Source organism: Staphylococcus sp. 231237_7MaSpsaltlick (assembly GCF_043107035.1).
Genome location: NZ_JBICNX010000011.1, coordinates 42,968 through 58,059, shown reverse-complemented (window position 1 = coordinate 58,059; position 15,092 = coordinate 42,968). Strand labels below are relative to the sequence as shown.

13 protein-coding genes and 1 other RNA gene are annotated in these 15,092 nt (G+C 32.2%); 12 read left to right on the top strand and 2 right to left on the bottom strand.

Translation table 11 applies throughout. The features are described 5' to 3' along the window. Nucleotides 1-38: 38 nt before the first annotated feature. From asnS to ACF91D_RS19295, 4 genes are all read left to right on the top strand, one after another. Nucleotides 39-1,331, top strand: a complete 1,293-nt coding sequence (gene asnS, locus ACF91D_RS19310; RefSeq protein WP_327620596.1) for an asparagine--tRNA ligase — start codon at nt 39-41, stop codon at nt 1,329-1,331. A gap of 85 nt (nt 1,332-1,416) precedes the next feature. After that, entirely contained in the window at nt 1,417-2,103 is a 687-nt protein-coding gene (locus ACF91D_RS19305; protein ID WP_069793055.1) for a DnaD domain-containing protein, read from the top strand. Continuing rightward, nucleotides 2,093-2,752 (top strand): endonuclease III, encoded by a 660-nt coding sequence (gene nth / locus ACF91D_RS19300; protein ID WP_039066472.1) that lies wholly within the window; start codon nt 2,093-2,095, stop codon nt 2,750-2,752. Before ACF91D_RS19305 ends, nth begins: the two co-directional genes overlap by 11 nt. A 5-nt stretch (nt 2,753-2,757) precedes the next feature. After that, a complete protein-coding gene (locus tag ACF91D_RS19295) occupies nt 2,758-3,087 on the top strand; it encodes a YpoC family protein (protein ID WP_039066473.1) in 330 nt (109 codons plus the stop codon). A 225-nt stretch (nt 3,088-3,312) separates the two neighbouring features. Here ACF91D_RS19295 and ACF91D_RS19290 read toward each other — a convergent pair whose 3' ends face one another. Together ACF91D_RS19290 and recU are read right to left on the bottom strand one after the other, a co-directional pair. Next, on the bottom strand, nt 3,313-5,487 hold the full coding sequence (locus ACF91D_RS19290; protein WP_069793057.1) for a transglycosylase domain-containing protein: 2,175 nt from the start codon (nt 5,485-5,487) through the stop codon (nt 3,313-3,315). Further along, nucleotides 5,484-6,110 carry a Holliday junction resolvase RecU gene (gene recU, locus ACF91D_RS19285; RefSeq protein WP_039066476.1) on the bottom strand — a complete coding sequence of 209 codons (627 nt, stop codon included), beginning with the start codon at nt 6,108-6,110 and terminating at the stop codon, nt 5,484-5,486. Before recU ends, ACF91D_RS19290 begins: the two co-directional genes overlap by 4 nt. Nucleotides 6,111-6,360: 250 nt before the next feature. Here recU and ACF91D_RS19280 point away from each other — a divergent pair, with 250 nt between their 5' ends. The 8 genes from ACF91D_RS19280 (at nt 6,361) to ACF91D_RS19245 (ending at nt 15,073) form a co-directional block, all read left to right on the top strand. Next, nucleotides 6,361-6,699: a DUF1798 family protein gene (locus tag ACF91D_RS19280; protein ID WP_039066477.1), complete on the top strand. Its 339-nt coding sequence runs from the start codon at nt 6,361-6,363 to the stop codon at nt 6,697-6,699. Further along, nucleotides 6,696-7,262, top strand: a complete 567-nt coding sequence (locus tag ACF91D_RS19275; RefSeq protein ID WP_107549761.1) for an SLOG family protein — start codon at nt 6,696-6,698, stop codon at nt 7,260-7,262. Before ACF91D_RS19280 ends, ACF91D_RS19275 begins: the two co-directional genes overlap by 4 nt. A 10-nt stretch (nt 7,263-7,272) precedes the next feature. Next, nucleotides 7,273-7,629, top strand: a complete 357-nt coding sequence (gene gpsB / locus ACF91D_RS19270; protein WP_039066480.1) for a cell division regulator GpsB — start codon at nt 7,273-7,275, stop codon at nt 7,627-7,629. A gap of 139 nt (nt 7,630-7,768) precedes the next feature. Further along, an RNA gene (gene rnpB, locus ACF91D_RS19265) (RNase P RNA component class B) lies at nt 7,769-8,143 on the top strand. Between the two features lie 167 nt (nt 8,144-8,310). After that, entirely contained in the window at nt 8,311-9,444 is a 1,134-nt protein-coding gene (locus ACF91D_RS19260) for a THUMP domain-containing class I SAM-dependent RNA methyltransferase (protein ID WP_039066482.1), read from the top strand. A gap of 38 nt (nt 9,445-9,482) precedes the next feature. After that, nucleotides 9,483-10,388, top strand: coding sequence for an EamA family transporter RarD (gene rarD / locus ACF91D_RS19255; protein WP_069793061.1), 906 nt, complete (start codon nt 9,483-9,485; stop codon nt 10,386-10,388). A 285-nt stretch (nt 10,389-10,673) separates the two neighbouring features. Continuing rightward, complete coding sequence (locus tag ACF91D_RS19250) at nt 10,674-11,309, top strand: SDR family oxidoreductase (protein ID WP_039066485.1); 636 nt, start codon at nt 10,674-10,676, stop codon at nt 11,307-11,309. 323 nt (nt 11,310-11,632) lie between these two features. After that, nucleotides 11,633-15,073, top strand: coding sequence for a dynamin family protein (locus ACF91D_RS19245; RefSeq protein WP_101093778.1), 3,441 nt, complete (start codon nt 11,633-11,635; stop codon nt 15,071-15,073). The last annotated feature ends 19 nt before the right edge of the window (nt 15,074-15,092 follow it).

Here is a 15,092-nt window from a genome sequence, read left to right as displayed (position 1 = left end):
TAAAGCATAGAAAACTACAATATAATAGGAGACTGGTTATGAATATAACGATAAAAGAAGCAAAACAGTATATCGACCAAGAAGTTACAATAGGCGCTTGGTTAACAAACAAACGTTCAAGTGGTAAAATCGCATTCTTGCAATTAAGAGACGGGACTGGATTTATGCAAGGCGTTGTTGCCAAAGCAGCAGTTGATGAAGATACTTTCCAAAAAGCTAAAGAAATCACTCAAGAAAGTTCACTTTATATCACAGGTGTTATCAGCGAAGATAATCGTTCAGATATCGGTTATGAAATGCAAGTTACATCTATTGAAGTTATTTCAGAAGCACACGATTATCCAATTACACCAAAAAATCACGGTACAGAATTCTTAATGGATCATCGTCACTTATGGTTACGTTCAAAAAAACAACACGCAGTTATGAAAATAAGAAACGAAATTATTCGTGCAACTTATGAATTCTTTAACGATAATGGTTTCACAAAAATTGATCCACCAATATTAACTGCAAGTGCGCCTGAAGGTACAAGTGAGTTGTTCCATACGAAATATTTTGATCAAGATGCATTTTTATCTCAAAGTGGCCAGCTTTATATGGAGGCAGCTGCTATGGCTCATGGAAGAGTATTTTCTTTTGGACCAACATTCCGTGCTGAAAAATCAAAAACACGTCGCCATCTTATTGAATTTTGGATGATTGAACCAGAAATGGCATTTTGTGAACATTTTCAAAGTTTAGAAATACAAGAACAATATGTTACACACGTTGTTAAATCTGTCTTAAATAACTGTAAATTAGAATTAAATGCATTAGAGCGCGATATTTCAAAACTAGAAAAAGTAGCAACACCATTCCCACGTATCACATATGATGATGCTGTTGTTTTCTTAAAAGAACAAGGTTTTGATGATATTGAATGGGGGGAAGATTTCGGTGCCCCACATGAAACTGCAATTGCTAATCATTATGATTTACCAGTATTTATCACAAATTATCCAACGAAAATTAAACCATTCTATATGCAACCAAACCCTGAAAATGAAGACACTGTCTTATGTGCTGATTTAATCGCACCAGAAGGTTATGGGGAAATTATCGGAGGTTCAGAGCGTATTAACGATCTTGAACTACTTGAACAACGCTTAAGTGAATTTGAATTAGATGCTGAAAGCTACAGCTACTATTTAGATTTACGTCGTTATGGCAGTGTGCCTCATAGTGGATTTGGCTTAGGCTTAGAAAGAACTGTAGCTTGGTTATCAGGTGTAGAGCATGTTCGTGAAACTGCTCCATTCCCACGTCTATTAAATCGTTTATATCCATAAGCATTATATATCTCAATATTCGTCCAGTCTAATATTTATGGCTGGACGTTTTTATAACGCAATTTATGAAAAGGAGGGCTTATGTTTGAACAGTGAACAACTTAAAGTTAGACCAGTGGTTATTAGACAAGAACTATTAAATCATTATGACCAATTAGGTATAAATGAAACTGAATTAGTGATTTTAATTAAACTTATACATGCTTCAGAAATATCTAACAAACAGCCTTCCATTGAATCGCTACAACAAGGGACATCGCTAGATTCCAGAGCAATTACTTCTGTCATTCAAAGTTTAATTCAAACCGATTTGCTCGAACTTAAAGTGAATAAAGACGAAGAAGGTAAATTCACTGAATATATGAACCTGGATCCATTTTATAATAAATTAAGCGAAATCATGGAAAAAATGGAAGTTCAACAAGACAAAGAAAAATCTAAAGTAGATTTTAATACACTATTCCAACAAATTGAACAAGCTTTTGCAAGACCGTTATCACCGTTTGAAATGGAAACTTTAAATCAATGGTTAGATGTTGATAAACATGATTTAAGTGTGATTCAAGCAGCACTAGATGAAGCAATTAGCCAAAACAAATTAAGTTTTAAATACATGGATCGTATTCTGCTCAATTGGAAGAAGAATAATGTCAAAACGATAGAAGACTCAAAAAAAATTAGCCGGCAATTTAATCAACCTAAAATGAAGCACACTGTAACAAACGTACCCAAATTTGATTGGTTGAATGGAGAGAACCCAAATGATAAGTAACAAAAAAGCATTAGAAATGGTGGATGTTATTGCTGAGATGTTTCCAAATGCTGAATGTGAACTAAAGCATGATAATCCATTTGAGTTAACCATTGCAGTATTATTATCTGCTCAAACAACAGATATTTCTGTAAATAAATTAACAGATAAACTTTTTCAAAAATACAAAACACCTGAAGATTATTTAAATGTTAATATTTCAGAATTAGAAAATGATATACGCACAATCGGTTTATATAGAAATAAAGCTAAAAATATACAAAAATTATGTAAGTCACTTTTAGATAAATTTAACGGTGAAGTTCCACAAACACATAGAGAATTAGAAAGTTTAGCTGGCGTCGGTAGAAAAACAGCCAATGTGGTTATGAGTGTTGCTTTTGGTGAACCATCTTTAGCTGTTGACACTCATGTTGAACGTATTTCCAAACGTTTAGGTATCTGCAGATGGAAAGACAATGTCAGACAAGTAGAAGATAAATTGTGTAAAGTAGTTCCAAGAGAGCGTTGGAATAAAACACATCATCAACTCATCTTTTTTGGACGTTATCATTGCCTAGCAAGAAGCCCTAAATGTGATGTCTGTCCATTATTTGAAGTGTGTAGAGAAGGACAAAAACGCTATAAAGCCAATGTGAAAGAGGCGTAAATATAATGATTACAAAAGAAGATTTTACAAGTTTAGAAGAACAACTTGATTATTTTGCAAAAATGAAACAACTAAAATCAAATGAAGCGAAAGCATTATTGGATGATTATTTTGATTTAATTGAACATTATTTTAAGCAAATAAATAATATTGACAATCTTCAATTTCAAGAATTGGAAAATTATCCTGTGGTGCCGATGAATTTTGAAGAACGCTATAATTATATGATTGCAAGAAAATATCATTTTATGGGTTACAGTCAAATGAAAACATTAAAGTCAGAACTTATTAAAATGAATGCATCCTATCAAATTCGCAGTCAAAATAAAAAATAATTAGTTTGCATGGAGTCTATAAGGAAATGCTTAATTTCCTTTGAAAACTCCATGCATTTTTTTCTTAAAAAAGTATGGTAAATAAGTACTCAAAATAAAAAGCACACTTAACGCTAAACTTAGCGTCGAGTGTGCTTAAAATCTAAGGAGGGGTGGAAAGTAATCATTTTTTAAACGATTTCGCTAATCCACCTTTACCCTAGGCTAATTATATTTAATTAAGTACTATCTTGCAGCACTTTGGCGGTTTGTACTATTTGAAGAACTACTAGAACTATCGCTATCACTGCTATTTGAGCTTGATGAAGAACTACTGTCTCCACCTTGTCCTTGAGGTTTATTCGATGTTGTATTATCGTCCGGACTACCTTTAACAGATAATGAGTCTTTCGAATCTCCACTTACTGAATCAGGTTTATTAAAGTCTTTACCATCTTTTGGTGAAATGTTATCCATAACATCTTCTAATAGATATTGTGGATATTCTTGTTCTTCATGGCCAACAAAGGAGTTTGTACCACCTTGTTTAACTTCACTGAATCCCATCCATACAGACATACTGTATTTTGGAGTAAAACCGTTAATCCAAACATCTTTAGCAGCATCGTCTGGTAGGTTGTATTGTTGGTAAGTTTGTTCACCATAAGTACCTGTACCAGTTTTTGCAGCTATGTTAACGCCAGAAATATTATGCCCATAAGCTGAGCCGTAAGCTTCAAATGTGCCTTTTAATACTTCTGCCAACATATAAGAAGTTGAATCTTTCATTGCTTTTTTACTTGTATGGTCATATTGAATCGTTTCGCCATTTTCTTTTTCAACTTTTTTAATTGAATGAGCATTGTTGTATTCACCGCCGTTTGCAATTGCTGCAAAGGCAGAAGCTAATTGAGTAGGAGAGAATTCTGAAGATGAACCACCTAGAACTTCAGATGGACCGATATCTCCTTCATAATCTAGACCTACATTTTTAGCAAAGTCTTTAGGTGCATCATTACCAGCGTTTTCTTTTGTTGACTGCCATGCTTTAAGTGCTGGTATGTTGAAACTTTGACGCAATGCATCATAAAGTTTGACTTTGCCATGGCTCTCAGTATCATAGTTTCTGAAAGTAACACCATCTACTTGATATGCATCCTCATCTTGAATTGCATGGTTTGTTGCCCACGACATGTTCTCAATTGCCGGGCCATATGCTAAGAATGGTTTAAGTGATGAACCAGTAGGGTGGGCGTCAGTCGCTAAGTTTCTATCTACGATATCTTTATAATTTCTGCCACCTGATATAGCTACTAGGCCACCATTTTCACTATCTACTATAGAAGATCCTACTTGTTGATCATCATTTTTGTAATAGCTACCGTTGTTAATCCGGTCTTGTAATGTTTGTTGAACATTTTTATCCATATTAGTATAAATCTTAATACCACTGTTTAATACAGATCCTAAATCTTGATCTTTAAACTCTTTGTTGTTCATAAGTTCAGATTTTACAAAGTTAATATATGAATCATATTCTGGATTTGAGTTATCTTCACTTACCTCACGTTCTTCAGAAGAACGTTGAACTAGATTATCTTCAACAGAAGTATTTTGTGCTTTTTCTTTCTGTTCTTTTGTAATTCTATTATGGTATTCCATTAAATAAAGAACAGTGTTTTTACGTGATTCTGCTTCTTTTGGATGGTCGTAGATGTTATAAGTGTTTGGTACCTGTGGTAAACCAGCAAGATAAGCAGATTCAGCTAAATTTAAATCTTTCAAATCTTTGTCGAAATAATATTTAGCAGCGGCCTTAACACCATACACACCGTCAGAATAGTAGATTTTGTTTAAGTACATTTCGAATATTTCATCTTTACTGTACTCTTGTTCTAATCTATAAGACAAGTATGCTTCTTGCGCTTTACGTGCTATTGATTTTTGATCAGTTAAAAATGAACGTTTGACAACTTGTTGTGTCAGTGTCGAAGCACCTTCAGCTCCAAAACCACCAGTTACGTTTTTTGCAACTGCACCGAACAGTCGTTTATAGTCTAGTGCCCCATGATCATAGAAACGGTTATCTTCTGTAGCTAATACCGCTTCTTTCATTGTTTTTGGCACCTCATTTAAATCAACGTGTTCTCGTCGTTGTCCGTTATCTAACGTCTTAACCAAGTCACCGTCTTTATCATAAATCTTTGCTGGAATAGGGTCTTGTAATTTTGATTCCGTAAATGCCGGTGCTTTCCAAGCATAATACGCAAATAACAAGATACCAATTAATGCTAAAACGATAAATGCAATAATTAGAAACCCAATTATCTTAATTATCGTTCGTTTTATATTCCTATTCTGTTTTTGCTCAGACTTTCCATTCTTATTGTTAGACTGGGAAGTCTTCTTTTTCTCCGTCATACGCGGTCCTCACTTTCATCTAATATCAACTTATCAACTGTTTTGAGATAATTCAATCGTGGTTGATACTGATAAGGAATATAGTAACCATTTTTTCTTATTTCTTCAACCGTTATCGACTTTTTAATTTCGTTAATGTGTCTTTCCCAAAACATTTTGAAATTAGAATATGGAAGCAAATAAACTTCATCGAGCGTTTTAAAACGAATTAATAAAAAAACAATTCCATTTTGTCTATAACATGCATCCATATGCTTCACTTGGTGATCGTGCATGTTGTTTAAAGGAAAAGAAGTTTTATTTTTCGTTTCTTTCGCTTCAAAGTCTAGATATCGGCCATTATAAATACCGTTATAATCGGTAGTCGACGGCGTTCTGAAATAAGCCTCATTAATAACAGCTTTACTTCTCATCGGATAGTGAACATTTACTATTTGAACAGGGGTGGGTTTCTTATGTATTACAGCCATACCATGATTCAAATAATAAGTATTCGACAATTCTATATCGTTTTCTAGCGACATACCTCTGCCACCATAGTCAATTTTACTAGTTTGACCCCGATGAGTTCGTCCGTCTTGAGACTTATTTCCATTAAATGGCTTTCCATTTGGGTAATTCATTTATTTTCACCACTTTAGTTTGGTAATAGAAAACTTGCTTCATTGTACATGTGTACGGCAATTTTTTCCAAACTATGAAATTTGAACCAATGTATTTACAAATACATCAAATACATTTTAACGCGCTTTGACCAATTAAACAATATTTGAAACAAAATATTATAGTAATATAAGGTAAATGTTAGGCTACACTTTAAAAATGACTGAAAATTAATTTTATGGTAAATTTGAATAGTAGGGGGAAGTCTCAATGCAACAAATTGTTACGCAACTATTAAATGATGTTTTGATAATGCAAGAAAGATATGAATCCGTGAAAGCATCAGGAGAAGATTACGACTTTTATTCTACTGTTGTTCCGTTTACCACTAAGATAGACCAACGCTTAAACACTCTTTTAAATCGAGAAACACAAATCCTTCAATTACAGTATATGAACAAAAAGAAATTTGATCTTTTAATTTCAAATATCGAATCACTTTCTGTTGAGTGTCATTTTAAACGCACAAGCCGTAAATTATTTACAGAAAAAGTAAAAGCTGTACAATATGATTTAAGTTATATTCAAAGAAATGGGTTTTCGTTATGATAAAAACGGTATATGTGACTGGTTATAAATCTTTTGAGCTCAATATATTCAAAGATGATGCGCCAGAAGTTACCTATTTAAAAAAATTTATCAAACATAAATTAAATCAGTTGATTGAAGAAGGATTAGAGTGGGTATTAATACAAGGACAGATGGGTGTAGAATTATGGACGGCAGAGGTGGTGCTTGAGTTGAAGACGAGCCACCCTGATTTAAAATTAGGTATAATAACGCCATTTTATGGACATAGCGAAAGATGGAACGAACAAAATCAAGCTAAGTATAATAATATTATACAAAAAGCAGATTTCGTTGATAGCGTGTTCCATGCTCCATATGAAGGCCCATATCAGTTTAAACAAACGGACCAATTCATGTTAGATCATACAGATCAAACACTTTTAATTTATGATGAAGAGCAAGAAGCTAGTCCTAAGTTCTTTAAGCACATGTTAGTTGATTTTATGGAAAAAACAAATTATACTTGTGATATTGTGACGTTTGATGAATTGACTGAGTTTATCAACGACTTACAGTGGTCTCAAGAACAAAGTTTTGAATGAGGTGGAAAAAATGTCAGATGTTTCATTAAAATTATCAGCAAAAGATATTTATGAAAAAGATTTTGAAAAAACTATGACTCGCGGCTATAGAAGAGAAGAAGTAGATGCTTTTTTAGACGATATTATAGCAGATTATCAAAAAATGGCAGATTTAGATAATGAAGTTGTAAAACTTTCAGAAGAAAACAATAAACTTAAAAAAGAATTAGAAGAGTTACGTTTACGTGTTGCTACATCGAGACCACAAGAAAATAAAAATTTCTCTTCAAACAGTAATGCAACTACTAACAAAAATAATAACAACAATAACAATGTTGATATTCTAAAACGGATATCTAACCTAGAAAAAGCAGTTTTTGGAAAATAACATATACATGCATCAAGCTGATGAAATGTTATTAGCGTAGATTTTATGTCATCTACATAAAGATAAGTTTTGAAAAAATCAAAACTTATCTTATTTTATTTGTTTAACATCTAAAATAATGATATACTTCTTGGGATGGTGTTTCGGGTAATCGCTATAGCGATATAGAGGAAAGTCCATGCTCACACAATCTGAGATGATTGTAGTGTTCGTGCTTGATGAAACAATAAGTCAAGGCATTAAGTTGACGGCAATGAAATAACCTAAGTTTTAGGATACGGTTAAATTAGTTTGAAAGTGCCACAGTGACGTAGCTTTTATAGAAATATAAAAGGTGGAACGCGGTAAACCCCTCGAGTGAGCAATCCAAATTAGGTAGGAGCACTTATTTAGCGGAATTCAACGCATATTTAAGGCATACTTTAGAGAGTATGTAGACAGATGGTTACCACCAGCGTACGAGTGTTTCTAGTACACGATCGCAGTACAACGGTACAAAACATGGCTTACAGAAATATCATCACTAGACCCAAGCTCTCCCAATATAGGAGAGCTTTTTTAATTGATTAAAGTAAACTGAAATAATTATTAAGTCACTATAGAACTTAATGCGATGCCATATCTATTTAAAATAACTTTTGATAAAATAAAATAAAATCTTTAATAAGAAGGAGCAAAACAATGTATCAATTATTAGCTGTATGTCCAATGGGATTAGAAGCAGTTGTAGCCAAAGAAATTCAAGAATTAGGTTATGAAACTACTGTTGAAAATGGCAAAATCTTCTTTGAAGGTGACGAAACTGCAATTGTTAAATGTAACTTATGGTTACGCACAGCCGACAGAATCAAAATAGTAGTTGGACAATTTAAAGCTACGACTTTTGATGAACTATTCGAAAAAACAAAAGCGCTGCCTTGGGAAACATTGATTGAACAAAGTGGTAACTTCCCTGTACAAGGTCGTAGTGTTAAATCAACTTTATACAGTGTTCCTGACTGCCAAGCAATTGTTAAGAAAGCAATTGTTGAGCGCTTAAAATATGCTTATCAAGAACGTGGATGGTTAAGTGAAAATGGAGCAAAGTATCCAGTTGAAGTATCTATTTTAAAAGATGATGCACTTTTAACGATAGATACTTCTGGTTCGGGTTTAAATAAACGTGGTTATCGTTTAGCACAAGGTGAAGCTCCAATTAAAGAAACGCTAGCAGCAAGTTTAATACGTCTAGCTAATTGGACAGGCGATACACCTTTAGTCGATCCATTTTGTGGGTCAGGTACAATCGCAATTGAAGCTTGTTTAATCGCGCAAAATATCGCTCCTGGTTTCAACCGTGATTTTGTATCAGAAAAATGGGACATTATGCCAGATAGTTTATATGATGAAATGAGAGACGAAGCAGATCAACAAGCAAATTATGATCGCGAGTTGGAAATATATGCTTATGACATAGATCCTGAAATGATTGAAATTGCTCGTAGAAACGCTGAAGAAGTCGGGCTCGCTGATATTATACAATTTAAGGTTAAGGACGTTAACACATTAACATTAGATGATGAAAAACCATACGCTTTAATTGGTAACCCACCATACGGTGAACGTATAGGGGATAGAGATAAAGTAGAAGAAATGTACCGTTATATTGGTTCACTTATGCAAAAGCATCCACAAATATCAACTTATGTACTTACAAGCAATACTGAATTCGAATTTTTAGTTAATAAGAAAGCAACAAAACGTAGAAAATTATTTAATGGTTATATTGAATGCACATATTATCAATATTGGGGAGATAAGAAACCTCGCAAGTAACCCCCGCATAGTTTAACCATTAGAAAGAGGTGTTACAATTGAATACAGAATTCAAAAAAGGAATTATCTTTGCATTTGGGGCATACTTCTTGTGGGGTATATTACCGATTTATTGGGGATTAATAGACGATATAGGGGCATTTGAAATATTAGCGTTTCGAATTGTATTATCAATGATTTTCATGTTACTCATCGTTGTTTTCACTAAAAATACAACACCATTCAAGCATGATATTCAACGGTTATTTACGAATCCAATACAACTCGTTGCGATTATAGTAGCAGGCTATGTAATCACTATAAATTGGGGTACTTTTATATGGGCAGTAACAAACGGACATGTGTTACAATCTAGTTTAGGTTACTACATAAACCCACTTGTAAGTATTTTACTTGCCTTAATATTTTTAAAAGAACGGTTTAACAAACTTGAATGGATTGCCATAGGACTTGCCGTTATAGGCGTGTTATATATGACATTAAAAATCGGTGAATTCCCTGGTATTTCATTGTTGTTAGCAGGTTCATTTGGAGTCTATGGATTGATTAAAAAACTTGTTCCAATTGATGCCATAAGCAGCATCACAATCGAGTGTATTGTAACAGCACCTGCTGGTTTTATCTATTTATGGTATATATGGCACCATGGTAGCCTTACATTTGGTATGAATGTTTCTTCTTTTTGGTTGATATTCTCAGGAGCCGTTACAGCAATTCCACTTATATTGTTCTCAGCTGGCGCCAAACGCATACCGTTATCATTAACTGGCTTCATACAATATGTTGGACCTACTTTAATGTTCTTAATCGGTATATTCCTATTCAAAGAACCATTTGATTTAGATCAACTCATTACATTTATCTTTATTTGGGTCGGTATTATAATCTATAGTATTTCTCAATACGTAAAAATCAAAAAAGATAAAAACCCAGTAATTAATTAAAAACTCAACTAAAGCAATATCTCTAGCACAAGGGCAACTTATTACATTTATGTGTGTAAATCGTCCTTGAACTAGAGATTTTATTTATCCAAAAATATAATTCATACCTTTTAATAACCTTATTTTAACGTTTATTTAATTAAAAATAGGATAACTATAATATTGTGAGTGTAATCATAAGAAGTGAATTATTTAGAAATAATTATTATAATATACATAACACTATAAAATAATAAGAGAAAAATAAGGTCTCGTTTAATAACTAAAATTGACAGGAGTGATTAGATGACAAGAGTATTGATACTAGGCGCTAATGGTGCGATTTCTAAAGCAGCTATCAACTCATTTTTAGAAAATACAACATATACCTTAAGATTATTTTTAAGAGACGCAAATAGATTACCTGACTATGCGTCAGACCGTATACGCGTTCGTGAAGGCGATGCAACAAATTTAGATGACGTTACTAATGCAATGGAAGATGTTGATATTGTTTTCGCTTCTTTATCAGGTGATTTAGATCAAGAAGCACAAACTATTGTCGACGCCATGAAAGTAAATAAAGTAAAACGACTTGTATTCGTTACATCACTTGGTATATATAATGAGATTCCAGGTAATTTTGGCACATGGGTGCAAACTCAAATTAGTGAATCATTACCAGTCTACAAAAAAGCTGCAGACATAATTGAACAATCTGGACTTGATTACACAATATTTAGACCAGCTTGGTTAACTGATATCAATGAGATTGATTACGAAATCACTAAAAAAGACCAACCATTTAATGGAACTGAAGTATCTAGAAAAAGCGTTGCTGCGGTGGCTGTACAAATTGCCAAAAACCCAGAACTTTATTTAAACGAAAACATTGGTATCAATAAACCAAATACAAATTTCGATAAACCAAGATGGAAATAGTTACTTTAAAACTATTCAATTAAAAGCCAGTCTAAGACACAAATAGTTGTCTTGGGCTGGCTTTTGTAAATATTCAGTCTTTTAAAATGTTATATTAAGCAAATTAACTCAATAAATTAATTATTATAAAAAATTATCGTATCCTTTTTAGGATTTTTATAAAATCAATAAGAGTTTTTGTGCCTTCTACCTATAACAACTTTAATTAAATAGTAGTATTTTCAATTTAAAGCAACTTATTCTAAAATACTCACTTTAGACAAGTAACGATTTGTTATACAATAAGTATTAATTACACATAAGTAATAAAGGGGATACGAAACATGTCTAATACTAAGCAACTCGATATTTTATATAAATTAAAAAAAGAAGTAGAAAAATCTAAAAATGCTAGATTGGTGCATATTATCAATCAAGTAATCAAAAAGGTGTTTTTAGAACAATATACCGCTACTTTTGTAGGCCATTTTTCAGCTGGAAAATCCACATTAATCAATTTACTACTAGAAGAAAATATATTACCAAGTTCTCCTGTGCCTACTACTAGTAATACCGCAATAGTCTCTGTCGCAGAGAATCCAGGAATTATTGCAAATCTAAGTAACCAACAATATACATTATTAAATAATTATGCTGATGTTAAAAAAATGAATCGCGAAAATTTCGATGTGGAATCGGTAGAAATTAAATTCCCGTCTGATAAATTTCGAAAAGGATTCACATTACAAGATACACCTGGTGTTGACTCTAATGTATCTAGCCACCAATCAAGTACAGAAGAGTTTATGTATACGAGCAATGTACTCTTCTATACAGTAGATTATAATCACGTGCAATCTGCTTTAAATTTTCAATTTATGAAGCAACTGAATCAAGCAGGTGTCCCTGTCGTATTTGTAATTAACCAAATTGATAAGCATAATGAAGATGAAATCAGTTTCGACACGTTTAAATCACGTGTTGAAAAATCTATAACAGAATGGGAAATCGACTTAGATAAAACCTTTTATGTTTCTAAATTTAATCACGAACATAATGAAATTGAAGCACTTTCAGATTACCTTGTAGAAAAAGATAAAAATCGTGAATCGATGGAGGATTATGTTAGTCGTATCGTTAAATTCATCACAGAAGAACAACTATCATATATTAAATATGAAATCCAAGACCTTTTAGATAAATTGGATATCTTTGAAGCGGACTTTGAACAAGCTTATATCAATTTCAAGCAACATCAACAGGTCAGTGAAGAAGCAAAACTATTAAACAATCCTGAAGAATTATATGAATTTTTAAAACAAAAAAGAAAAGCAATTATCGATAATGCTTATATTATGACACATGATACAAGAGAAACTATTCGAGTTTATTTAGAAAGTCGCACCAAAGATTTCACAGTTGGTGGTTTGTTTAATAAAAAGAAAAAAACACAGGAAGAACAACATCGCAGATTAAATCAGGCTCTCGAACAATTACAAGAAAAAGTTAACCAGGAAATTAGGCAACCACTTAGAGAAGATATGTCCTTTTTAACTCGTTTTATAAATGATTCTGAAATAAATGAAGCTATATTAAATCAACATTATGAACTTCCAGCATCATTAATAACTGATTTGTATCAAACACAGATTACTATTAGTAATCAGTATGTATTAACATTTTGTGATGACTTAATGAAATCATTGAAACAATATATCGGTAAAACATCTGATCCTTTATTCAAAGAAGCTATAAATCATGCTCAGGCAGATGACATTGGAATAGAGCAAGAAGATGATTATAATGATTATGAAAAATTTATGGAAATGCGTAATTTAAGAGAATCACTTGAAACTCAAAATTACTTACATTATTACATCCATATCGATGACTCACTTGATAAACTTATCGACCGAAAAGAGATCACATATACACCAAAAGCAAATAAAGTAAAATCCGTTCATCATTCAAAGTCAAAAACTTCTACAGAACCAAACCATGAAGATAAAACACAAAATATTAAACATGCGCTTGAAATCATTCAAGATGTTCCGTTATTCGAACAAACCAAACAAAATATAGATGATACACTGGTTCGATTAGATAACAAAATCGTCAAAATAGGTGTATTCGGAACATTTAGTGCTGGTAAAAGTAGCTTAATTAATGCTTTGTTAGGTGATAATTATTTAGTGAGTTCACCAAACCCGACAACAGCTGCTATGACAGAGTTAACATATGGCCACGATAGCCAAATCACGTTAAAATCAGCTGAACAACTTTTAGAAGAAATCAATCAAGTTTTTGAAGTGGAAAATATTACGTTTGATAGTATTGAGGCGCTTTTAAATAAAAATACAAATAAATTAAAAGCATCATTAGAAAAAAATAAATTAGCTTTTGTAAATGCTGTAGAAAATCATTATGACATGTATCAAGACATGTTAAAATATGGTTTAACACACACAATCAGTCAAGACGAAATTAAAAAATGGAGCGCAGAAGATGAATATGCTACATTTGTTAATACTGTTCACTTAAAACTACCGATAGATTGGTTAAAAGATAAAATTATAGTAGATTCACTTGGGTTGCACTCTAATAATCAACGTCATACTAACGAAACTGAAAAAGTATTAACATCTGCTGATTTAATATTATATGTTAGTTATTTTAATCATTCATTTACAGATAATGATAAGCGCTTTATTGAACATATGAAAGCAATGAACCAGTTAAACGAAAATCAAGCGTTTAAAATGATAATTAATGCAACCGACTTAGCAGAAACAGAAGATGATTTAAATGCGGTCATCGAATACGTAGGTGATGCATTAACCCAAGTTAATATGGATTCAGATATCTTTGCTGTTTCAAGTAGAGAAGCATTAAAAACAAGTGACATAGGCATCGAAAGACTTAAGAAGAGCATTGAGCATTTTGTTAAAATAGAATCCAAAAACATTTTACAAAAACAAATGATAGGTCAACTTAAACATATTTCTGAAGCATACGAACAAATGATTGAAGCGTTTCATAATGATAAAGCAGAAATTAAACAACGTAATCAAAAGTTAAAAAATTATGATAAAACAACAATTTTCAAAAATAATCTACTTCAAATTGCTGAACAACGAACATCAAACGAGGTAGATGACCAAATTTATCATTTAAATGAACGTCTAAAATTACAATTACTAGACGAAGTAAAATCTATCTACAATGGTCAAATGACTAAAAATGCGAATTTCAACGAAGAAAAACGCCAATCGACAAAATTGTATTTAGATCAAATTCATCAGCGTTTATATTTGGAGCAATCATTGCTAGTAGAACGTATTAAAAAATATTTCCATGAACAATTACACACTGAAATTGCACCATTAAAGCAAAAATTACAACAGTTGCATGTGTTTATAGAACCTGAATTTGATAACAGTGAAATTGAGTTAGACGACCCTTACTTAAAAATCGATTTAACTCATATGATTGATGCATTACCAAAGTCACTTTCTAAAAGGAATATTTTACAACCTAAAACGCAAAGCACTATTCAAGAACAAATTGCACAAGAAACAATTAATTTATTAGCGCCTTGTATTGCTAATTTAAGGCAAGCTGTTAATGAAACAGTGATACAAATGCTAAATAATGCTGAAAATAAATTTAATCAGTTTGAAAATGATGCACATAGTCAAATTAAGGAACTTTTATCTTTTGAAGTAGATGATGCATTCATTCAACAATTACAAGAAACTAATGAAAATTTAAAACCATATATGTAATTAGAGGAAGAGGTACTTT